Origin of the sequence: Priestia sp. YIM B13491 (assembly GCF_042787605.1) — a bacterium.
Taxonomy (GTDB): Bacteria; Bacillota; Bacilli; order Bacillales; family Bacillaceae_H; genus Priestia; species Priestia megaterium_E.
The window spans coordinates 18,740-42,283 of the sequence record NZ_JBHZOR010000017.1 but is presented as its reverse complement, the minus strand read 5'-3'; the positions used below and the strand labels follow the sequence as shown (position 1 = coordinate 42,283).

General features: G+C 38.0%; 21 protein-coding genes and 2 tRNA genes. 2 read left to right on the top strand and 21 right to left on the bottom strand.

The features are described from left to right. Positions 1 to 111: 111 nt before the first annotated feature. The 8 genes from hslO to spoIIE all read right to left on the bottom strand — a co-directional run bounded on the left by hslO (position 112) and on the right by spoIIE (position 10,256). Positions 112 to 990, bottom strand: a complete 879-nt coding sequence (gene hslO / locus ACFX4E_RS26625; RefSeq protein ID WP_013054887.1) for an Hsp33 family molecular chaperone HslO — start codon at positions 988 to 990, stop codon at positions 112 to 114. 12 nt (positions 991 to 1,002) lie between these two features. Further along, positions 1,003 to 1,770 carry a type III pantothenate kinase gene (locus ACFX4E_RS26620; RefSeq protein WP_013054886.1) on the bottom strand — a complete coding sequence of 256 codons (768 nt, stop codon included), beginning with the start codon at positions 1,768 to 1,770 and terminating at the stop codon, positions 1,003 to 1,005. 218 nt (positions 1,771 to 1,988) lie between these two features. Further along, positions 1,989 to 3,899, bottom strand: coding sequence for an ATP-dependent zinc metalloprotease FtsH (gene ftsH / locus ACFX4E_RS26615; protein WP_013054885.1), 1,911 nt, complete (start codon positions 3,897 to 3,899; stop codon positions 1,989 to 1,991). 93 nt (positions 3,900 to 3,992) lie between these two features. Next, positions 3,993 to 4,532, bottom strand: coding sequence for a hypoxanthine phosphoribosyltransferase (gene hpt, locus ACFX4E_RS26610; protein ID WP_013054884.1), 540 nt, complete (start codon positions 4,530 to 4,532; stop codon positions 3,993 to 3,995). A gap of 27 nt (positions 4,533 to 4,559) precedes the next feature. After that, positions 4,560 to 5,936, bottom strand: coding sequence for a tRNA lysidine(34) synthetase TilS (gene tilS, locus ACFX4E_RS26605; protein ID WP_098334878.1), 1,377 nt, complete (start codon positions 5,934 to 5,936; stop codon positions 4,560 to 4,562). A gap of 96 nt (positions 5,937 to 6,032) precedes the next feature. Beyond that, positions 6,033 to 6,998 (bottom strand): protein kinase domain-containing protein, encoded by a 966-nt coding sequence (locus tag ACFX4E_RS26600; protein WP_034654932.1) that lies wholly within the window; start codon positions 6,996 to 6,998, stop codon positions 6,033 to 6,035. Further along, positions 6,967 to 7,707, bottom strand: a complete 741-nt coding sequence (locus ACFX4E_RS26595) for a VWA domain-containing protein (RefSeq protein ID WP_013054881.1) — start codon at positions 7,705 to 7,707, stop codon at positions 6,967 to 6,969. Before ACFX4E_RS26595 ends, ACFX4E_RS26600 begins: the two co-directional genes overlap by 32 nt. Positions 7,708 to 7,778: 71 nt before the next feature. Beyond that, a complete protein-coding gene (gene spoIIE, locus ACFX4E_RS26590) occupies positions 7,779 to 10,256 on the bottom strand; it encodes a stage II sporulation protein E (protein WP_050691226.1) in 2,478 nt (825 codons plus the stop codon). A gap of 312 nt (positions 10,257 to 10,568) precedes the next feature. Between spoIIE and ACFX4E_RS26585 the strand changes: the two genes are divergently transcribed. Continuing rightward, positions 10,569 to 10,642, top strand: a tRNA-Met gene (locus ACFX4E_RS26585). A gap of 10 nt (positions 10,643 to 10,652) precedes the next feature. After that, a tRNA-Glu gene (locus ACFX4E_RS26580) sits at positions 10,653 to 10,724 on the top strand. A 119-nt stretch (positions 10,725 to 10,843) separates the two neighbouring features. Here the strand turns inward: ACFX4E_RS26580 and ACFX4E_RS26575 are convergent. From ACFX4E_RS26575 to ACFX4E_RS26515, 13 genes are all read right to left on the bottom strand, one after another. Continuing rightward, positions 10,844 to 11,311 (bottom strand): S1 domain-containing RNA-binding protein, encoded by a 468-nt coding sequence (locus ACFX4E_RS26575; protein WP_013054879.1) that lies wholly within the window; start codon positions 11,309 to 11,311, stop codon positions 10,844 to 10,846. Positions 11,312 to 11,399: 88 nt separating this feature from the next. Next, positions 11,400 to 11,771, bottom strand: coding sequence for an FtsB family cell division protein (locus ACFX4E_RS26570; protein WP_013054878.1), 372 nt, complete (start codon positions 11,769 to 11,771; stop codon positions 11,400 to 11,402). 4 nt (positions 11,772 to 11,775) lie between these two features. Continuing rightward, positions 11,776 to 12,399, bottom strand: a complete 624-nt coding sequence (gene yabQ, locus ACFX4E_RS26565) for a spore cortex biosynthesis protein YabQ (protein ID WP_050691224.1) — start codon at positions 12,397 to 12,399, stop codon at positions 11,776 to 11,778. Further along, positions 12,396 to 12,701 (bottom strand): sporulation protein YabP, encoded by a 306-nt coding sequence (yabP, locus tag ACFX4E_RS26560; RefSeq protein WP_013054876.1) that lies wholly within the window; start codon positions 12,699 to 12,701, stop codon positions 12,396 to 12,398. Before yabP ends, yabQ begins: the two co-directional genes overlap by 4 nt. 99 nt (positions 12,702 to 12,800) lie before the next feature. After that, a complete protein-coding gene (locus tag ACFX4E_RS26555) occupies positions 12,801 to 13,067 on the bottom strand; it encodes an RNA-binding S4 domain-containing protein (protein WP_013054875.1) in 267 nt (88 codons plus the stop codon). Positions 13,068 to 13,087: 20 nt separating this feature from the next. Continuing rightward, positions 13,088 to 14,548: a bifunctional methyltransferase/pyrophosphohydrolase YabN gene (gene yabN / locus ACFX4E_RS26550; RefSeq protein WP_060744939.1), complete on the bottom strand. Its 1,461-nt coding sequence runs from the start codon at positions 14,546 to 14,548 to the stop codon at positions 13,088 to 13,090. 12 nt (positions 14,549 to 14,560) lie between these two features. Beyond that, the gene (locus tag ACFX4E_RS26545) at positions 14,561 to 16,165 is read right to left on the bottom strand and encodes a putative polysaccharide biosynthesis protein (RefSeq protein WP_114324566.1); all 1,605 of its coding nucleotides are present in this window, start codon (positions 16,163 to 16,165) and stop codon (positions 14,561 to 14,563) included. A 229-nt stretch (positions 16,166 to 16,394) separates the two neighbouring features. Continuing rightward, complete coding sequence (gene spoVT, locus ACFX4E_RS26540; protein WP_013054872.1) at positions 16,395 to 16,931, bottom strand: stage V sporulation protein T; 537 nt, start codon at positions 16,929 to 16,931, stop codon at positions 16,395 to 16,397. Between the two features lie 249 nt (positions 16,932 to 17,180). Then, complete coding sequence (gene mfd / locus ACFX4E_RS26535) at positions 17,181 to 20,711, bottom strand: transcription-repair coupling factor (protein ID WP_043979015.1); 3,531 nt, start codon at positions 20,709 to 20,711, stop codon at positions 17,181 to 17,183. A 69-nt stretch (positions 20,712 to 20,780) separates the two neighbouring features. Then, on the bottom strand, positions 20,781 to 21,011 hold the full coding sequence (fin, locus tag ACFX4E_RS26530) for an anti-sigma-F factor Fin (RefSeq protein WP_013054869.1): 231 nt from the start codon (positions 21,009 to 21,011) through the stop codon (positions 20,781 to 20,783). Between the two features lie 59 nt (positions 21,012 to 21,070). Beyond that, a complete protein-coding gene (pth, locus tag ACFX4E_RS26525; protein ID WP_028410349.1) occupies positions 21,071 to 21,628 on the bottom strand; it encodes an aminoacyl-tRNA hydrolase in 558 nt (185 codons plus the stop codon). Between the two features lie 139 nt (positions 21,629 to 21,767). Then, positions 21,768 to 22,397, bottom strand: a complete 630-nt coding sequence (locus ACFX4E_RS26520) for a 50S ribosomal protein L25/general stress protein Ctc (RefSeq protein ID WP_377238960.1) — start codon at positions 22,395 to 22,397, stop codon at positions 21,768 to 21,770. A gap of 186 nt (positions 22,398 to 22,583) precedes the next feature. After that, positions 22,584 to 23,537 carry a ribose-phosphate diphosphokinase gene (locus ACFX4E_RS26515; protein ID WP_014462059.1) on the bottom strand — a complete coding sequence of 318 codons (954 nt, stop codon included), beginning with the start codon at positions 23,535 to 23,537 and terminating at the stop codon, positions 22,584 to 22,586. Positions 23,538 to 23,544 lie beyond the last annotated feature (7 nt).

Here is a 23,544-nt window from a genome sequence, read left to right as displayed (position 1 = left end):
TACCTAATTTTGTTATATTTTTAGATCAATATATACAGGAATAGAACTTAATATCTATAAAAAAAGGCGCTCATTTATAAAATGACGCCTTTTAAGAATCTTTTATTTCATTTAGATTGCTTGTTCTTTCATTTCTTCAAGCTGCTTTTTATCAAAACGATAGGTCTCATTACAGAAATGACACTGGGCTTCAGCTTGGCCGTCTTCCTCAATCATCGATTGAATCTCTTCTTGTCCTAAGCTGATAATAGCATTGGCAATTCTTTCTTCTGAGCACTGACATTTGAACTCTACAGGCATTGTCTCCAGAAACTTCACATTTTCTTTTCCAAGAACTTCTTCTAAGATTTCCTCAGGAGAAAGACCTTTTTGAATCAGTTTTGAAATTGGCTCAATCGTCTGTAAGCGTTGTTCAATAGCTGTAATCGTTTTATCATCTGTTCCTGGCAGAAGTTGAATGATAAATCCGCCCGCAGCTAAGATCGTGTTATCAGGGTTAACAAGTACACCTACACCTACTGAAGATGGGACTTGTTCAGATGTCACAAAATAATACGTGAAATCCTCTCCTAATTCTCCCGATACAATAGGTACTTGTCCGTTAAATTGATCACGCATTCCGATATCTTTTACGACACTTAGCGTGCCATCTGTACCTACAGCACGTGCTACATCTAATTTCCCATGCTGATTTAAATCGAAGTGCGTTTGTGGATTCGTTACATATCCACGCACTTCCCCTTTAGCATTGCTGTCTACTAAAATAACGCCAATTGGGCCGCGGCCTTCAATTTTAATTGTTAGCTTTTGCTCACCCTTTAGCATAGCCCCCATCATGACTCCCGCAGTCATTGAACGTCCCAATGCTGCAGAGGCTGTAGGCCATGTATAGTGACGGCGCTGCGCTTCTCCAACTGTATCCGTTGTTTTTACTGCATAAGCGCGAACTTGACTATTGTAAGCTAGTGCTTTTACTAAATAGTCACCCATAATATACACCTCTTACTCCATATTTTTTGTATAAATTATTTGTAATCCTTTTAAAGTCAAAAATGGATCCACAATATCAATAATATCCGACTCTTTAGCAATCAATGTTGCGAGTCCTCCAGTAGCAATAACTTTAGGATTTACTGTTGCTTGCTCTTTCATTCTTGCTACAATTCCTTCTACTTGTCCAACGTATCCATATAAAATACCTGCTTGCATCGCAGATACTGTATTTTTTCCCACAATGCTATTTGGTCGCGCAATTTCAATTCGCGGAAGCTTAGATGCTCTTGAATAAAGAGCTTCTGTTGAAATATTAATACCAGGGGCAATCGCACCACCCATATATTGCTTATTTTCATCAATATAGCAATACGTGGTTGCGGTACCAAAATCAACGATAATTAAAGGGCTTCCGTATAGCTGAATTCCAGCAACAGCATTTACAATACGGTCTGCTCCCACTTCACGCGGATTTTCATATTTAATATTTAAACCCGTCTTAATTCCAGGACCAACAACAAGCGGCTTTAAATGAAAATACTTTTGACACATTCTCTCCAATGCAAACATAATAGGAGGAACAACAGAGGAAATAATAATACCATGAATATCTTTAAAAGATAAACTAACGTGCTCAAGCAAGGCTTTGATTGTCATGCCATACTCGTCTTCTGTTTTATTACGGCTTGTTTCTACACGCCAGTGATACTTTAATTCATCTCCATCGTATACACCTAATACCGTATTCGTATTTCCAACATCTAATACAAAAATCATTTCAATCACCACTTTATATAAATTCAGTATTCACACTGAAACCATCATACCATAACTGGTAAATAGACGTGTATATTCTAGATAAAATAGGAATATAATGACACGATTCTCTAGTGGATATCCTACTTATCCACCATATATATGAAAACCTTTTACCCAACCTAACTTTTGCCCATTAAAAAAATCAGTGGAGAATATCTCCACTGATTTTTATTGTCTTATGCTTTTGGCTCTTCATCGTCTGTCTTTGTTTGGATGTTTACTTTAACATCTTCATCTGTTACGTGACTAGAACGGTCTGGAAGAGTTCCATGATCTACTAAGTGGTTGATTTGCTCAGCGTCTAACGTTTCTACTTCTAACAATGTTTGAGCTACAAGCTCTAACTTGTCACGGTTTTCCGTTAAGATCTGCTTCGCACGCTCATAGCTTTCTTTAATGAAACGTTGGATTTCATTATCAATTTCATGAGCAATCGCATCACTGTAGTTTTGTTCACTGTGTAAATCACGACCTAAGAATACTTGGCCTTGTTGTGATTGACCGAATTGCATTGGTCCTAACTTTTCACTCATACCGTATTCTGTTACCATTTTACGAGCGATGCTTGTTGCACGCTGGAAGTCATTGTGAGCACCTGTACTCACTTCGCCGAAAATAATTTCCTCAGCTACGCGACCACCAAGCAATCCAACAATTTTATCCAGCAGCTCTGGCTTCGTCATAAAGTAGCGATCTTCTTTTGGTAACATAACAGCATATCCACCAGCTTGCCCACGTGGAACAATGGTTACTTTATGTACCATATCAGCTTCGTCTAATACGACACCGATAATTGTATGTCCTGCTTCATGATAAGCAACAATATTGCGTTCTTTTTTAGAAATAACTCGACTTTTCTTAGCTGGACCTGCAATTACGCGGTCTGTTGCTTCGTCAATGTCAACCATTTCAATTTTCTTTTTGTCCTGTCTAGCAGCTACTAAGGCAGCTTCGTTTAACAAGTTTTCGAGATCTGCACCTGAGAAACCTGGCGTACGCATAGCAATTGCTTTTAAGTTTACTGATTCATCTAAAGGCTTATTGCGAGCATGTACTTTAAGCACTGCTTCACGGCCATTTACATCTGGACGATCTACCGTAATTTGACGGTCGAAGCGGCCTGGACGTAATAACGCTGGATCTAAGATATCCGGGCGGTTTGTTGCTGCAATGATAATGATACCTTCGTTAGCACCAAAACCATCCATCTCAACAAGCAATTGGTTCAATGTTTGTTCACGTTCATCGTGTCCGCCACCAAGACCTGCGCCACGTTGACGACCTACAGCATCGATTTCATCAATAAAGATAATACATGGAGCATTCTTCTTCGCATTTTCGAATAAATCACGAACACGAGAAGCACCGACCCCAACAAACATTTCAACAAAGTCTGAACCACTGATAGAGAAGAAAGGAACGCCTGCTTCACCAGCAACAGCTCTTGCTAATAATGTTTTACCAGTACCAGGAGGTCCCACAAGTAAGACACCCTTCGGAATTCTTGCACCTAGCTCTGCGAATTTACGAGGATCTTTTAAGAACTCAACAACTTCCACAAGTTCTTGCTTTTCTTCGTCTGCACCAGCTACGTCTTTAAATTTAACCTTTTTCTTTTCTTCACTGTAAAGCTTAGCCTTACTTTTACCGAAGTTCATAACGCGGCTTCCGCCACCTTGAGCTTGGTTTAGTAAGAAGAAGAATAGGATGAAAATAATAACAAACGGAATGATTGACGTAAAGAACGTTACCCAGCCGCTTGTTTCATCAGCAGGTTTAAAATCAACTTCTACTTGATTATTTTCGGAAGCAGCGTCAATACGATCAAGTGCTTTGTCACCATCTACGATGTAAGTTTGGAACGTTTGATCCTTTTTATAAGAATCTAACTTCCCTTGCACAACATACACGCCTCTTTCAGGCTTCATAGAGAGTGATTTCACATCACCTTTGTCTAAGTGTTGAACAAATGTATCGTATCTCATTGGTTCTGCTTTTTGATTAGAGCCACTAAAGAAGCTTACCACGCCAATAATGACTAAAAATATAAGTAAATAAAAGATGGTATTACGGAAGATCCGATTCATTTCTTACCTCCTCCCACGATAAACAAATACTGTATTCAATACTAACATAGAACATTTATCCTATCCAATAAATTGCACTTGGATATGTGCTTATTAATTGCTGTATACTTGCGGTTTAAGAACCCCAATATACGGCAGGTTACGATATTTCTCTTGATAATCTAATCCATACCCTACTACGAATGCATCAGGTACTTCAAATCCAACGTAATCTGCTTTAATAGATGCTTTACGACCTGTTGGTTTGTCTAAGAGTGTGACAATCTTAATTGACTTAGCTTTACGGTACTTGAATAACTCTACAAGGTAGCTAAGCGTTAAGCCGCTGTCGATAATATCCTCTAAGATAAGAATGTCTCGACCTTCAACTGATGTATCTAAATCTTTTAGGATTTTTACTTCACCAGAAGAAACCATCGCATTGCCATAACTTGATACATCCATAAAATCCATTTCTAAATATGTATCAACACGCTTAATTAGATCAGACATAAAAGGCATAGCGCCTTTCAATACACCGATTACCAAAGGAAAACGGTCAGCGTATTCCTCAGATAATAGCTTACCCAATTCTTTTACTTTCTGTTGTATTTCTTCTTCTGAAATCAAAATTTCTTGAATATCCTGCTTCATTCCTTACTTGCCTCCTAGAAGTTTTCGCTACTTATAGTATAAAATAACATATCTGGACTTATGTGTATGCAGTTCATAAGCAGATTTTTTCAAACCAGGTAGCCACAAAATAGTTCCTTGGCTATCTTCCACTACCGGCCAATGATCTCTGAATTGTAAAGGGATTTTTTCATCGATAAAAATATCCTTTACTTTTTTATGTCCCTTCATGCCCTTTACTCGCATTTTATCGCCATTTTTTCGTGTCCTTACCTTTAATGATTGTAAATCGTGAGCTTCATCTAAAAGAAAAACATCGTTTCCTTTTATATCTTCGACTTTATTATGTATTTCACAAATAAGCTGGTGACCATTTGGAAGCTCGACGACCCCTGGAATCGGAACAATAAATTCATATGGCTCGATGTTCCCCTCATTAAAGGTGAAAAGACAGTCGTTGTAAGATCGGATAATGCGCAAACCATTTGGAAAATCAAGCGTACCAGACGGTTTTTCACTTTCACAAAATCCTACTAACATGTCAACATGCGCTGAGGAAAGGGTTGGAGGAATTTCTTTATAGAGATAGTTTAATATTAGTTGAATACCACGCCTTTGTAAAGGCTTGCGTATCCTTAGAAAACAATCTCTATCAATGAGAATTTCATTTTGCAATTTCTTTCTCATTACTTTATTCATCACATCGGTCGTTAATTCCTCTAAGTATGCTTGATCTTCATGCAAGTTCTCGCTAAATTGTTGAAATTTTTCATGTACAGCGGCGTTTTCTTGCTTTAAAAATGGCAAAACGTAATGACGAAACCGATTTCTCGTGTACGAATCTTTCTCATTACTCGGGTCAACCCGAGGGGTAAGCCCATGTAGCTTACAGTAGCGATTGATTTCTTCTTTCGTTACGGCTAGGAACGGCCTAATAATAAATCCATCCCCATATGGCCGCTTGGGCTGCATCCCTGCGTATCCATTCATCGTACTGCCTCGAACCATTCGCATTAACATCGTTTCAATCTGATCATCTCCGTGATGTCCTAATGCAAGAAGATTTGCTTTGTGCTTCTTCATAACATGAGTAAAAAATGTATAGCGGCATTCTCTGGCTGCTACTTGAGAAGATAACTTTCTTTCCTTCTGATAGGCAGTAACATCAATCTGCTTCGCCTCACATTTAATATTCAATTGTTTGCAGTAGTTCTGCACATATTCCATATCCTGCTGTGACTCGTTGCCCCGGAACATATGATCAACATGAGCAGCAATAATCGTGAGAGATTTTTGCTCTTTCAGACTCCATAAGAAATGCAGCAGTGCTAAAGAATCAGGACCACCAGAGATACCTACAACCACCGTAGAGCCTGCGGATAATAACTGATGTTTTGTCATAAAATTGTTCACTTGCTTTTCCATAGGAATGACTCATCCTTATAATGTACACGCAATAATGTATCATTAATTTACTTTATACGAATGACTATAAGGAAAGTTTCACAATTTCTCCAAACTTTATAGCACTTGAATAAATAGATACAAAATATAAATCAACATTACAGACGTACAAAGTAGTAGCGTCTCTAACACGTGAGAACGCTTCTTCTTTACTTTAACACGAGGGGCAGACGGTTGACGAACGTTTTGAGGCTTTGTTCCTTTACTTTTTGCCCCTCTTCTTTTTTCGACCGATAACACCTCTGTTTTCATTTCTTTAGCTGACTTATACTTTCCCGTAACCGCTTGATACAAAACGTCCCCGAAAGGTTCCAACTGCTTTGTTGTTAATATAAATTGTTTTAATTGTTCAGCCGGTTTGTCCGTTTTATTAATTCGCTTTCCATAAGCTGCGTGAATCAAAACCATAGATACAGCAAACAAATCATAGGTTGGTTCTGCTTTTCGGGAGCCAAGCCCCCAGTGCGCTCGATCATAAAAGTCGGTAAACTCTTTTATTGACCGCCCTTGCAGAGTTGTTCCTCCGACGTCAATCCATCGAACTTTTACGGGGTTAGATGTTACGACCAGGTTTTCTGGTTTTAAATCACCAAATACCCACCCTTCTTCATGAAGGTTTTCTAAGTCTGTTAAGAGCTGACTTGCAAATACTTGTAGCCATTCCGTCCCTCTTGTGGAGATAAAGGAAAGGAGAGGCTGCCCTTTCACATACTCCATTACATAAAAAGAAAGAGCGTGAGAACCATAGCTCCAATCATCTACATCAAGTAAGCGCGGTCCTAGCACTTTGTCTTTGACTTGAGAGAGCTTTTTTAATACATTCACTTCTGCTGTAACGGACATGTTGGAAAAGCTTATTTTTAACGCCGCTAGCGTTCCGTTTACTAATTGAACTAAATAGACAACTCCAGTTGCCCCCACGCCTAATTTCTCAAGAATTTTATAATGGACGTGATGCCATTTTCCTTGAATTTCTGTTCCCGGAGATAGGTTACATACCTGATTCTTCAATGTATTGTTCATTATTTTTTAACAACCCTCTCAATGAGCGCTTTTTGGTGAAATAATGAGTAGCCTCTTTGATAGCCGGTCCAGTAGGCGTAATACCTCCTGCTGTTAGTTTCGGAAAAATCGTTGAAAGCGACTCTAATCTTGGATTCCAGTCCATTAGCTTCTCTACATCTTTCTTTTTCCCAGGAAATAAAAAGATTGAAAATTGATTATGCCCCATGCGAGCATTCAAGCTTAACGATAAATCTAACAGCGACTCCTTTACAGTAGGAAGCTTATTTTTCATACTTCCGCTCATGTCAACTAAAATAAGAATCTCTAAGTCAACCGTTTCCCCAAGTTCATCAACAACTTCCATGATTTCTCCTCGCTTCTCAGGAGATAACTCTTCTAATCTTGAATTAGATGAACCTAGAATTTGCTGAAGTTCTTTATTTACAACGCCTTGAAGTGTTTGCGTCATTGCCTGCCTTGTAACCATTTGAACAGTTTGAGACAGCTGTTTTACGTAAACAATTTGACTCACGCCACCGCCTGACATAGCAATGCCTTCTATTTCATTCGTGCTTTGCTCATCAATTGTGTCCTCTTCCATCACACCGATAACGTTTACACTAATTCCTTGTTCTTTAGCTAGTGCTGCCATTGCTACCGGATCTTCACCTGTATTCGAACCACCGTCCGTAATGACCAACATCTGTTTCAATGTACCTTTTTTCATAAAAAAATCCCCTCCTCATTATCAGTATTAACATGATAGACGAGGAGGAGATAAAATATACTTCTATCTAACTATTGTGCTTTTTTACGATAAGCGTAAGAAGGAATCGATGACCATTTCGGAGTATTGTGCTGAAGTTTTGCCACAACTACCGTCATATCATCTTCAATTAAACCTGATTTTGTTCGAATAACTTCTTCCATAATTAAGTCTGCGATTTCTTGTGGATCGTTTGTTTGAAGCTCTCCAATTTTTCGCTTCATCCACATTTCGTAGTTCTCAACGTGTTTTGGTCCTTCAAATACGCCGTCACTCATCATAATTAATAAGTCTTCCGCCTTCATTTGTTCATTCACAACATCCACTTCAAATTCTTCAATAATGCCCATTGGCAAATTGCTTGCCTGTATTTTAATCACCTTATCTCCACGTTTGATGAAGCTTGGCGTAGAACCGATTTTCAAGAAGTTTACATTGGCATCTTGTAAGTCGATCATCGCTAAATCTAACGTAGAAAAGATCTCATCGTTTGTACGCAGCGATAAAATAGAATTAATCGATTTAATTGCAATTGTCTCTTCTATTCCTGTTTGTAAAATTTGTTTTAACAGCTGAAGCGTTTCGCTGCTTTCATAGTGGGCACGCTCTCCATTCCCCATACCATCGCTAATAGCTAGTGCATACTTACCGGCATTTAGCTCAATCATGGAGTAGCTGTCACCGGATACAAACCCTCCGCCCTTAGCAGCATGTGCTACGCCTGTATCAACAACGTACGCTTTTGTACACCCAAACGAAACGTGGCAATAGCCTTGAGGGTATTTAGCACATTCTTCGTTCTTTACTACAATACTTTCACCTAAAATATCTGTAAGCATTGGCGCAATAATCTTCTCGCATTCTCCTCTTCCGTGACAATATGGCACCCACATTTCAATATCTACATTTCCAGGTTCTAAGCTATAAATTTCAATTTGATTGATTTCCATCCCAAAGTTACGAAGAGCTTCTAAAATCTGTTCTTCTTGTACATTTAAATTTTCGCGCTCTCGCTTAATTTCTTTTGCAAAATTCCCCATGACTTCAGAAACACCGTGAAGCTGTTCTGCTACAATCCTTCTACTTTCTTGAATTTGGGCTTTTAAGTGCTGATTGGCTTTAAAATACGTCAGTTCATGCTCAATCACATCGATGACTTTTTTCGATTTCACACAATGTTTGTCCATTTCTCGAATTAGTCTTGGGTTTTGTTCAAGAGTGCCATTATCAACTTCAAGCATAATTTCCTTCATATATTCATAGGTTGTATCAAACTGCTGTGCCCAACATTGTTCTTTTTTAAAACAAAATTGGCACGTCCTTTCGGTAACGCTGCTTAAGAAATAATCAACTTCTTTATCTGCGCTTGGCTTTTCATCATAAAACCCATTTTGCGTAAAGCTTTTGGAAAGTGCTTGAAAAACATTTGAGAACTGCTCTACACGATTCGCTGTTACATCTCGGATTTTACGTACGTACTGCTGTTGTTCAAGCATATTTTCAGATGTCCCTGGTACTAATTTACTTAAGTTTTTCAAAACAAAAGATGGGGTTAATAAAAATAGAACAACGGCCGTCAGTGATTCATACAAATTAGTCGTCAATCCTTGATCTGCCTGAGCATATAGGCCAATTAGCAATGAACCAACAACTAGCCCAAGAGCTGCCCCTAGCTTTTTACCATCTTTTAAAAGTCCTCCAAGCAAGCCGGAAAAGGCGAGTAAACTCATTTCGTACAAACTAGAAACATTCGCGAAACTTAAAATTAAACCGGTTACGACCCCTACCGTAGCTCCTATCGTGGGGCCAGATACAAACGCAAAAACTAATACTAAGTAACGAGATAATATATGCTCAGCCGAAAGCCCGTAAATCATCCACCCTATTGTCCCCGTCATAACAGATGCCAACAAAATAATTAGAGAAATCACTTCTTCTGTTTTTAATGATTGTTTTCGCTTTCGGTATGAAATTAAAGGCACGCTTTGTAAGAAAATCATGGTTAAGATAAAGCTCAACCCCGCTTCTACTGCCACAAATGTAAAATCATACATGGTGAATTCCTTGGTAAACACATAAAAAATAGTTAGTTTTGTAAGTAACATCGCGCTAAATACAGTGAACGGCAGCTTCTTTAACGGATCCATTGTCAGTATGCCGCTAAATCGATGCATTAGTAAGAAAACAAATAGTGTAGCAAATACGGTACCTCCATTTTGAATGGAAACACTAAATGCCCCTGCCAATACGGCTAAACTTGCTAGCGGTGCTTTTTCTTTCTTTATAGCCATTACAGCCGCAAAGAATGGCAAAGCAAATGGCATGATTTTCATTAAAATTAACGCTCGTCCTAATAAAAAACCTACGACTAGCAGCAACAAGCCCCATTGAAATAACACCTTTTCCGTTTTCATACCCGCCTTTGTAAACACACGGGACATTTCTAATCTAGTTCGGTTAAATACCGCCTCTGTTGTTGGACTTGCAAAATCTCTTTCCGTCTTTTGCATTCTCCCACCACCCGCTAATTATACTTATTCGTTATTATATCGCGGCGAAAGGTGAAATTTTGTCAAACGAACTAGCAAAATACCTATAATCGTTCGACTATTTTCTAGTATTATATTGAAAACTATACAAAAAGATGTACAATCTTACATGGCAATTTAAAAAATATCAGAGATAGTGTTTGCCTCAGAGAAAGCCTATGCTCATCATTCTTTTTTAAAAGCAAATAATAGTCTATAAAAATAACAAAAAAGTTATTGACAATAACCCTGCTTTTTTATATTATTATAAATGTCTTTTAGAGAACGTATAATGGCGGTGTAGCTCAGCTGGCTAGAGCGTACGGTTCATACCCGTGAGGTCGGGGGTTCGATCCCCTCCGCCGCTACTCGAATAACGGCCCGTTGGTCAAGCGGTTAAGACACCGCCCTTTCACGGCGGTAACACGGGTTCGAATCCCGTACGGGTCATCAAAAAGCATGTACAACAGTACATGCTTTTTTTCTACTCTTTTTTACATATAAAAAAGCACCTTTTAGATAAAAGGTACTTTCCAAAAACTCGCTATCTATTTGATATAAGCAGCAAGTTAACCGCGTTTTGCACCGCGTCCACCGCGTTTTGATTCGGTATGGCGTTTTAGGGAAGATAAACGTTCTTCACTGTCTTTTAAGAAACGATTCATTTTTTGTTCGAATGTTTCTTTTGTACGGAAATCATTACCGCCACCACGATTGTTATTACGTTGTGGGCGTGAATCACGTGGACGGTCTGAGCGTGGCGCTCTTGCAGGACGCTCCGGTCTTTCCGGACGTTCTGGTTTGTCTACCGCTTTCTTAATTGAAAGACCAATTTTACCATCTTTCTCAACGTTAATTACTTTGACTTCAACTTCGTCGCCCACTTTTAAATGGTCGTTAATGTCCTTTACGTAATTATCAGCTACTTCACTGATATGAACCAAGCCTGTTGAACCTCCTGGTAACTCAACAAAAGCTCCAAAGTTCGTAATACCTGTTACCTTTCCCTGTAACTTGCTGCCTACTTCGATTGACATAAAAAAAATGCTCCTCCTTAAATGATAAAAGAAATCAATTTATTATATTATACAAAAAGCAAAAATACACTGTCAACGAACCATATGTTTAGTCTTTTTTTACATTAAAGATAATTTCCCCGTCTTCTGATAAAAAATAATCTCTGCGGGCAATTTTTTTAATATAATCATCGTCATTTAACTTGACGATTTCACCTTTTAACTGCTTTTGCTTGCTTTGTAATTTTGTCAGCTGCTGTTCTAATTTCACCTTCTCAGCTTTTTTGTTCTCAATAGCTGAGGTTTGCGTAATTAAAGCTGATACCATCAATCCACCAATGATTAAGGCCAACACTCCAAAAACAGTCAAACGCCTAATTAAACCGATACGCTTTCGATCTGTATTTTGTTTAATTTGCTCTTGTTTATGGCTATAATCAGTATTTAACTTCGCGACCTTTTTTTTTCGTACCGCACTCATTGAATTAGTCGTCCCCCTTGTTTTTTAAAGTGTTCACCCATGCAACGATTCTCATTATCATATTCTTTGCACGATTGTAAATTCCTTCTATATACCGAAAACCCATATGTAAAAATCGTTTTACAGGTTTAGGCATCATTCTCCAAAATACGAAAAGAACCCACCTGGTCGGTACGTAAATAAGCTTTAGACAGAATACGAGCAGCTTATGAACGGCTCGGTAGATTCCTAAAGCGACTACAAGTAGAATATGAATAAAGAAGCGGATAGGCTTGACCAAAAAAATATTACTAAGCGTTAAAACACCTCGATATAAACTTAATACGCTCGAGACAGTAAATGTTAATACTTTTAAATACAGTGATTGAAATAAGCTTTGATACGCGGCAAAACCGCAAAACAAAGCAAGAAACGCATACAAACGCAGTTCTCCTTCATTCACTAAAAACAACACATAAAAAATGAGAAGAGCTTGCACCATCCAAAACAATACGTCATTCACAAATACAAACCATGGGCGTGATTTAGAGCGATTAACAAAGTAACGATAAGTATCGAGAGAAGCACCTAAACCGCTTCCCATCGATACCATCGCAAGCATTGTATAGAGCTGAATGTTTAAACTCATCGAAACAACTTACTAAAGAATCCTTTAGCCTTCTCCGATTGGTTCTCATCTAAGTAAACTATATCAAAGATTTTTCCTTTTATCGATACAATTCCTTGATCAACGTCTAAATTTTTCATTTGCAGATTTTGCCCTCTAACTGACAAGAAACCCATCACTGTTTCAAGTAAAAATTCCTCATTGTCAAAGCTCTCTACCTGCTTCACACCCGTGATATCTAAGAGACGCCGACCCTTCATCACTAAATCATGATTTGGAGTATGGTCTTTGTTTGAATTGCTTGTTTCGTAAAATTGGCTCATATCTTCATCCCCACCTCATTCATTAAGAGCATTCGCTCTTGTTATCTGTTGTTTAAAACATATGAATGAGAAAGGTGATTTAGAACAAGCCTTCATCAGTTATACTTCAGATGAAATACGCTCTTCTTTGACAATTGAGTACAAATTAGCTGCTTCTTCTTTTTTAGCTGCTTCTTGAAGAGCCTCTATTTTAACGGTAATTTTCTTCGTGCCGAATGTGATCGCTAATTCATCTCCTACTTTCACATTTGTGCTTGCTTTTGCAACGATACCATTAATGGTAATACGGCCCTTGTCTGATACTTCTTTTGCTAATGTACGGCGCTTAATTAAACGTGATACTTTTAAAAATTTATCTAACCTCATAATTCCCTCACCTTTCTGTTTTACAAACCTGTTTTTTTGGCTTCTTCCCAAAATTCATCTAACTCTTCTAACGAAAAAGATTCAAATGGTTTTTCAGAAGCTTTCACTTTTTCTTCAATATATTGAAATCGATTTAAAAATTTTGTATTCGTTTTAGCTAATGCAGCTTCAGAGTCAATTTTATAAAATCTTGCAATATTCACTAAAGCAAATAAAATATCTCCAAATTCATCGCTCATTTTTTCTTTATCAGCATGCTGCACTTCCTCTTGGAATTCAGCAAGTTCTTCCTGTACTTTTTCCCACATAGGTTCAACTTCTGACCAATCGAAACCAACTTTTGCAGCTTGCTTTTGGTATCCATGCGCTTTCATTAAAGAAGGCATAGCCTCAGGTACAGAAGCTAACAGAGAAGAAGGTTCCTCTCCTTTTTCTCCTTTTTTGATTTCATCCCAATTTTTCAAGACCTCATCTGCATCATTCACGCTCTCTTCCCCAAATACATGCGGATGGCGTCTTACCATTTTCTCTGAAACACTGCGAATGACATCATCAATTGAAAACATTCCTTCATCTTCACCGATTTGTGCATGAAGCAGTACTTGCAGCAATACATCACCAAGCTCTTCAATCATATTATCGTCATCTTGACGGTCAATTGCATCTAATAACTCATAAGACTCTTCTAGCAAATAGCGCTTGAGCGATTCATGCGTTTGTTTTTGATCCCAAGGACATCCGTTTGGCCCTCTGAGCGTGGCAATAATCTTTCTGAATGCGTCAAATTGATGGTATAAAATTGTTTCGTCTTCTACTGGAGGGACATAAATAGTCGTTAAGTTATTAAGCGACATTTCTCTATCCAATTCATACAGCTTGACCGGCTGGATTTTTTCTTCACTGCTTCCCGCTGCTGTTACAATGTAAACGAGGTAATCATCAGGAACATGTTCCATCAGCGTGAGCTTTACCTCTGAGGCAACGAACTGATCGTACACTTGAGCAATTAGAACATGACCGGTTAACTCTATTTCGCTTCGCTTTAAATCTGTTCCGTCTAGCAGCTGAAACCCTTCGATAGGATCGATCTTTAGCGCACCAAAAATTGGGTCTAAGAAGCTTTGTCCTCCTTTAATTTCAACAGGAATGCCTCGTTCTTTTCCTTTTTGTAAAAGTAATTGAACCGTACGTTCTGCCACTAAAGGGTGCCCAGGAACGGCATACACCACTTCTTCTATTGAAGCTTTATCGATTAAATCATTTGATATATGTTCATACACCTCTTCAAATGCATCATACGATTCGTATACGTCATCATAGGATACATACGTCAAGCCTTCACTTTCTAATTCTTTGATTACAGGATGTTCTTTTGTACGCATATAAATATGCTTTTCCTGCTGTAGCAAGCGATAAATGCCTACAGGTAGCTGTTCTAAATCGCCTGCTCCTAAACCAATAACTGTTACTTTCCCTGTCATTGCTTCACCTTCTTATTTATTTTTTAATACGTATTTAGCTAAAACACTTCCCATTGGAAGTAAACGTAATTCCTCTTCGGTAAAAATATGTTGTTTCATAATGATAAACAAATAAAACAAACCGCCTATTAAAACACCAGCTCCGGTTTCAACCACTTGTTTGCTTGTATCTAAACCATTAGACCATACAAAGTGATGTAAACAAAATAAATAGCTTTGCAAAAGAACGACCATTGCTATGCCCGTTATAAAAATACCTCCACTTGCCTTTTTCGGAACAAGAGGTACAGCAAGCTTTTTATATAGACAAAATAGATTGATTGCTGCAACGATAGCGAATCCAGCTGAGGAAGCAATGGCTGCTCCTATAGTTTGAAAATCTGGTATTAGCCACAGATTCAATATTAGTTTGACTGCCATGCCAGCGATAACGGCTATTACAGGCGCGAAAACAGCTCCCATCCCCTGCAGTACAGCTCCAGCAGTTGCTGCTACTGTTGTAAATATAACCAACAAGCTCAAAATTTGTAAAACGTCCGTTCCGTGGGAGTCACTGTATAAAAGCATATTAATGGGTTTCATCAGCGCAATCAAGCCAAAAGCTGCTCCAACTCCGACTACAAGCGATAGACGGAGAGACAGCTGAACTTTTTCAACTACAAATGACAGATTTTTTTTCGCAATAGCTGAAGAAATAACAGGTACAAGCGAAAGCGAAAAAGCTGTACCTACTACTGTACCTAATTGAATCAACGGAAGCCCGCGGTCATAAATCCCTTTTGAAATTTGTGCTGCTTCTTCAGCCATGCCGTGCGTCGTTAGACTAGAATATAAAGTAAAGGAGTCAATAAGCTGGATAAACAACAGACCCATACCGCTAATACAAATTAATAAGCCTTGAATAATAAGGATTTTAAATATTCTCTTGATGTCTGCTTTTTTTATGCGTTGAAATACTCCCTTAGAATTTGTCTTTGTTCTAAAAACAAATAAAAATAAAATAATAAGGGATGTGATACCGCCTGTTATAGAACCAAAAATAGCTCCCGCCCCTGCAGTATATAGATCATAACCATGTTGGATCAAGAAAATAGACAGATACAAAATAGTCCCTACCCGTACAACTTGTTCTGCAATTTGAGACAGCGCTGTAGGAAACATATTATGTAATCCTTGATAATAACCACGAATAACAGCAATAAACGGAATAAGTAAAAAGGAAAATGAAATAATTTGAATGAGAACCGTTAATTTACGATCTCCCATCCACTCGGCAATCGTTTCTGCGAAAATATATTCAAACGCAAATATCGTGCAGCCTACTACAAACAAAAAAGCAAACGAAACTTGAAGTATTCCCCGTATTTCCTTTCTCCGATTTGTTACCGCATACTCAGCTACTAACTTTGAAATAATTACGGGGAAACCATATGTACCTAGCTGTAGCGCAATTCCATATAGCGGATAAACTTGCTGATAGATATAAAACCCTATATCTCCCGCGATATGGTGATATGGAATACGATAAGTGGCACTTAAGATTTTCGTAAATAAACCTGCGAGCGTTAAAATAACGGCGCCGTTAAAAATAGAATAGAGCTTTGATTGTTTCTGCATTCCTACACCTTTCACCTGCAGCTTGTAATGATATGAACAACTCTTTTTATTAGCCGCTAACCACACTAGAATAGAGCCTTGTTCTTATAAAACATCCTGCACTTTCCAATAAATAAAATACCGTACCATTATATCATGTTCTCTTTATTTCTAAGGTAAGACAGCATGAAAAAAGGCAGCAGAAACTGCTACCTTTTCAGTAAATAATGTAAAATAAAGATAATTACGCTTACTGCTCCATTTGACGAGATAAGAAGCTAGCTGCTGTTTCGGCTGCTTTATGCTCTACTTCACCAAGAGACTTATCTTTTGAGAAAATGACAACAGCTCCAATCGGATCTCCATTTGCAATAATCGGACCGATTGTGTAAGAAGAAATATTTTCTTCGTATCCATCGACAAATTCAAGGTTTTTCCCATCAGTTACTAAAGAAGAACTGCGGCTTTCCATAACAGATTCCACTAACGAACTAATGTTTTTATTTAAGTATTCTTTTTTAGAACTTCCTGCTACCGCAATAAATACATCGCGGTCACAAATAAGTACAGGATGACCTAAGCTGTCGTATAGCGCTTCGCCATACTCTTTTGCAAAGTCTCCCAATTCACTAATTGGCGAATATTTCTTTAAAATAACTTCTCCATCGCGATCGACGAAAATCTCTAGCGGATCTCCCTCTCGGATGCGAAGCGTTCTTCTAATTTCTTTTGGAATCACAACGCGACCCAAATCATCAATACGACGAACAATACCTGTTGCTTTCATTCATTGAAGCCTCTCTTTCATATGATGATTAAAATAGTTGGTGAATATCACTGATGGCTATATGATAAAAGGTTCACCTTTGTTGAGGTTAGTATTCTTCACTCTACAACTTCTATTCACCAACCATCTCTTTTTTTGTTAAAAAGTGTGCTTTTATTAAAAAAATGTCCAAAAAACCGCCAAAACATGGGGATTTGGCGGTTTTTATTTCGACTATATAAAAAGAAGGCTCAAAAATGAGCCTTCTTTTTAATTCGTAACTTGTTCTTTTTTAACAGTGGCTACTCCTTTTACTAACTGATACACAATATTGAGCCATTCTTTTTGAGCAAGTCCTTTTACATTAACCACTAATTTTACTTTCTTGCCTTCCATACCTAAGCTGACCATTCTGCCAAATTGATCACCTAGCATGAATAATTTTTGGCCGTCTACCGTTGAGCTCGCTTCTTCAGACAGCAGAATAGAAATTTCTTGTTTTGACTGAAGAATAGATTCTACTAAGTTCTGCGTTGCATATACTTTTGTTTCCGCTACTTTAAACAAATACTCAACCTCAGCCGGATACTCTCCAAAACGATCAATCATTTCATCCTGCAATTCTTGAATATCTTCTAGTGCTTCAATTCCTCTAAAGCGCTTATACATCTCAATTTTCAAGCGGCCGTCTGTAATGTACTGATCAGGAATATACGCGTCTAAGTCCAGATTCATTTCTACATTAAATTTCACATTTTCTCCATCAGACCCGCGTCTTTCCTCTATCGCTTCTTTAAGCATTTGAGAGTAGAGATCGAAGCCGACAGAATCGATAAATCCATGCTGCTGAGCGCCCAGTAAGTTTCCGGCGCCACGTATTGAAAGATCACGCATAGCAATTTTAAAACCAGAACCTAATTCGGTGAATTCTTTAATAGCTTGCAGACGCTTTTCAGCTACTTCTGTCAGTACTTTGTCTTTGTGATACGTAAAGTACGCATATGCCACGCGATTTGAACGACCTACACGCCCTCTTAATTGGTACAGTTGTGATAATCCCATCTTATCAGCGTTGTTGACAATAAGCGTATTTACATTTGGAATATCTACTCCCGTTTCGATAATGGTTGTACTCACAATCACGTCATATTCGCCTTCTAAAAAGCTTAAAATAACCGCTTCGAGTTCGGTTTCATTCATTTTTCCGTGGGCATACGTTACCCTAGCATCAGGCACGAGCATCGAAATTTCTTCTGCTTTTCGTTCAATATCTTCTACGCGATTATATAAAAAGTAAACTTGGCCATCACGCGCTAACTCACGCTCAATCGCTTCACGAACTAGAACCGGATTATACTCCACTACATATGTTTGAACCGGAAAACGATTTTCAGGCGGCGTTTCAATAACAGACAAATCCCTTACGCCCAACATAGACATATGTAATGTTCGTGGAATAGGCGTTGCTGTAAGTGTAAGGACATCAACGTTTGCTTTCATTTGCTTGATTTTTTCCTTGTGCGTTACACCAAAACGCTGCTCTTCATCGATAACTAACAATCCTAAATCTTTATAAATCACGTCTTTAGATAGTAAACGATGTGTACCAATCACTACATCTACGGTCCCGTTTTTTAGCCCTTTAATTGTTTCTTGCTGCTGTTTACGGCTGCGAAAGCGGCTCAATAGCCCAATGTTGATTGGATAGTCTTGAAAACGCTCACGGATGGTTTCATAATGCTGCTGAGCTAAAATAGTGGTTGGCACTAAAATAGCCACTTGTTTTCCATCTGTCACAGCTTTAAACGCAGCACGAATGGCTACTTCCGTTTTTCCATATCCAACGTCTCCGCAAAGCAGACGATCCATTGGTCTTTCATGTTCCATATCCTTTTTAATTTCTTGTACAGAACGAAGCTGATCTTCGGTTTCTTGATAAGGGAAAGCTGTTTCAAATTCTCTCTGTAAATCGCCATCCGGAGAAAATGCATAACCTTTACTTGCTTCACGCTCTGCATACAGTTTAATTAAGTCATCAGCGATGTCTTGAACAGAAGACTCAACTTTTCGTTTCACTTTCTTCCAGTCATTTCCGCCAAGTTTATATACTTTTGGCTCTTTCCCTTCAGAGCCTACATATTTTTGTACTTGATCAATCTGTTCAACAGGAACGTACAGCTTGTCAGAGCCTTCATATTTGATATGGATATAATCCTTATGATTACCGTTAATCTCTAACGTTTCCATTCCTAAGTAACGGCCAATACCGTGGTTCACGTGTACGACATAGTCACCTACGTTTAACTCTGAATAGCTTTTAATACGCTCTGCATTGGAAAGCTTTTGACGACGCTTTGATTTCTTTACCCGTTTTTTAAACAATTCTTCCTCGGTTAAAACAGCTAATTTTTGCATTGGCAGTTCAAAGCCCATTTGTAAATCGCCTTCAATGATTTGAACAAGACCTGGCACAAGCTGACCATTTCCATCTAAAATAGATGAATCAATATCATAATCTGCCAGCACACCTTCAAGTTTTTTCACGCGCTCTTTATCTGCGCCTAAGAGGACTACCGTATAATTAGCATTTTTCCAACGTTCAATTTCACTTTTTAATAAGTTCATTTGGCCGTAAAACTGCTGCATCTGCTTACATGAAATATTAATAATATTTTGCGGACTCGTATACGATACGTGCTTCAAAAATAACGATAAGTATAAAAACTGATGTTTTGCTCGCTGAATAAGAGATGGGAGCTTATGAGATAATTGAACGTCTCGAACAATTTGCCCCTGTCCTAATAATTCGGTTATCCATTCAGCTTCCTCTGTTTCAAGCTGATCAGACGTTTCTTGAATTCGAGTTGTCTCATCAAAGATGACAAGGCCGCCTTCTGGTAAATAATCTAGTAAACTAGCAGGCGATTCGTAGAAGAATGATAAATACTTGAACATATTTTCAAGAAGTTGACCTTGACGCAGCTGTTCGATTTCACCTTTAATATTTTCTGTTAAGGTAGCTTTTAGTGCTGCGTTTTTCACTTGTTGCAGCGTCGAAGCCAGCTGTGCTTCTAGTTCTTCAATTCCTTGGGCTACTTCATTTTGATTCACAATGATTTCCGTAGCAGGGCCGATTGAAATTTCTTTTAACTGCTCTTGAGAACGTTGATCCTCGATTGTAAAAGTACGAATGGAATCAATCTCCGTATCAAATAGTTCAATTCGGACAGGTAGCTCTTCTGTTAACGGATAAATGTCAATGATTCCTCCGCGCACACTAAACTCACCCGGAGCTGAAACCATCGATGCCCGCTCATAGCCCAACTCAACTAACCTTTTTAAATAATGATCAACATCGATGTCAATTCCCATTTGAAACGGCAGCTGTGTTTGCTCCCATCTTGCTTTAGGAGGCAGCAGCTTTCGAATTCCTGCAAGCGGTGTTACAACTACTCCGCCTGTATGTTGACTCCAATAATTGAGTACTTCAATTCGCTGAGCCTTTAATTCTGGACTTGCAATCCCCACTTCTGTAGCAACTAAATCGTTAACAGGGTATAAGAAAACGTCTTTTTCCGGTAAAAGATGCAAAAGGTCTTCATACACTTTTTGAGCTTGATATAAATTATGAGTCACTACTAATAAGGGGTATTTTTTATCCTCATTTAAGAGTGCCATTAATACAGATCGAGCTGAACCGGAAATTCCCGTTACTAACTGTTCTTTCAAACCTTCTTCTAAACTGCTGACAACAGCTCCAATTTCTTTATTTTCTTCAAATTGCTGTCTAATCCCTCGCAAAGGAATTCCCTCCTCCCATGATATGTCTAAACTAAACAGAAAAACGCTTTGGTTTGAGACCAAAGCTTTTTATTGTATAAATGTTTCGTACTGATGATAGTCTGGATTTCGTTCTAGCGCTTCTTGACAGTCTTCACAAATAATTTTAACCACGATATCTCCACTATTATGGTAGTGAATAAAGTCTTTTCGTTCATCTGCGGTCAGGTGATTAAAACCGAGTGCTTCCGTATTGTGAGCTGTCTTTTCTATCATACCGACTTTTGCGCCACAATGTCTACAGAAATAATGAATAGACATACAAATCCTCCCAAATCTTTTAGTGTTAGTATGGACGATTGAGAGAAATTTTATTCTACTTAATTATAGCGATTCATTACTTCTAAGAACGGTTTACCTAAAAAATCTTCACTCGCGTGTACAGACGTTTTCATCGCTTCTTCCATATGAACCATTTCATCTGCTGTAAAGCGCCCTAGTACGTAATCAACTACTTTCATACCGTTTTGCGGACGATCAATTCCAATACGAATTCGGTTAAATTCTTGGGTTTTTAAATGCTGAATAATTGATTTTATTCCGTTATGGCCGCCTGGACTTCCTTTTGTACGCAATCTTACTTTTCCGCACGGTAAATCTAAGTCATCGTAAATAACAAGCAAGTCTTCGACGTCTATATCAAAATAGTCCATTAACGGGCGAATACTTTCTCCTGATAAATTCATATATGTTAGAGGCTTTAATAATATGACTTTTTCTCCTTTTATTATACCTGTTCCATATATTCCGTTAAACTTTGTTTTATCTAATGAAATCATAAACTGTTCAGCAATTTTATCAATTGCCATAAATCCTATGTTATGACGAGTTCGGTCATATTCTTTTCCAGGATTCCCTAAACCAACGATTAATTTCAAAATAGATACTCCTTTCCACTCTATGTAAGTTGTACATAATAGGTAAATGTCTTTAATGTTTTACATTACTATATAGTATCACTTTTATTATAATCAATTCACACAAAAAGACGTAACCTTTTGGTTACGTCTTTTTATATTATTCTTCGTTATCTTTTTCTTTTATTGCTTCAACATCGCCTTCAGCATCCTGAACTTCGCCGCTGTCCGGCTCTTCTTCCTGTTGAGGAGGTAGTACAGAAGCAACTGTATCTTCTGCATCATGCGTAATTTCCAGCTTTTTATCTACCTTAATATCCGCTACTGTAATTGTATCATTAATTCCTAAATCTGATACATCTACATCAATAGATGATGGGATATCTTGCGGCAAGCCTTTTAATGAAATTTCATATAGAGACTGCTGTAATACGCCGCCTTCTTTTGTTCCTTTTGCTTCTCCTACTAGAGATAAAGAAACTTCAGTATCAATTTCTTTCTTCATGTCGACCACTTGGAAATCGGCGTGGACAATTTCGTTTTTTAATGGATCAGTTTGAATATCATGTAACATTACGGAATATTTTTGCTTATCCACTTGTAATGTTAACACTCCATTGCGCCCTGCTTCACGAATAGTCTTAATAAAATCAGCACTGTTTAAGTAAATAGGTGTGGATTCTGTTTTATTTCCGTAAACAACCGCTGGGAAGTTTCCTTCGTCGCGAATCTTTCTATTTGTAGAATTTTTGAAATCCGTTCTTTTATTTGCTTGAATTGAAATACTCATTTTATTCACCTTCCAGTATGTTTTCTACTTAAAATGTACCCTTTTTAGAAGGTTGCTAAACATGAAACGCAGTTCGAACAGTAATATATCTTTGTTCATCCTGTCCAAATCCCTTTAAAACAAAGGATTAGCCCATTTAATTTTTTTCAAAAAAACCTCTTTCCATTTGGAAAGAGGTTCTGTTTATCAATCAAATAACGTACTAACTGATTGCTCTTCGTGAACACGAATAATCGCTTCACCGATTAACGGAGCTACTGAAAGTTCTGTTACTTTACCAATTTTCTTATCTTCTGTTAAAGCAATAGAGTTTGTTACAGCTAGCTCTTTGATTGTAGAATTTTGAATACGCTCAATTGCAGGGCCTGAAAGCACTGGATGTGTACAACAAGCATATACTTCTTTTGCACCTGCTTCAATTAATGCACTTGCACCAATTGTAATTGTACCGGCTGTATCAATCATGTCATCAATCAAGATTGCTGTTTTTCCTTCCACTTGTCCAACAATGTTCATAACTTCTGCTACGTTTGGACGAGGACGACGTTTGTCAATGATAGCGATCGGCGCTTTTAGACGTTCCGCTAAACGGCGAGCACGCGTTACACCACCGTGGTCCGGAGATACAACAACAACGTCATCAAGATTTTTACTCTTGAAGTATTCACCTAAAATTGGAACACCTACTAAATGGTCAATTGGAATATCGAAGAAACCTTGAATTTGAGGAGCATGTAAATCTAATGTGATAATACGAGTAGCTCCCGCTTTTTCAATGATATTTGCTGCTAATTTGGCAGTGATTGGTTCACGTGCACGAGCTTTACGATCCTGACGAGCATAGCCATAGTAAGGCATAACAATGTTAATTGTTTTAGCTGATGCACGTTTTAATGCATCAATCATAATTAATAATTCCATTAAGTGTTCATTAACTGGAGCACTTGTTGATTGAATGATAAATACATCACAACCACGGATACTTTCTTCAATGTTAATTTGAATTTCACCGTCACTGAAACGATCAACCGAACATTTACCTAATTCCACACCAATTACTTTTGCGATCTCTTCAGCTAAAGCCTTGTTTGAATTTAGCGTAAATAACTTTAAATTTTCATCAGCATATACATTTGACATTTTATTG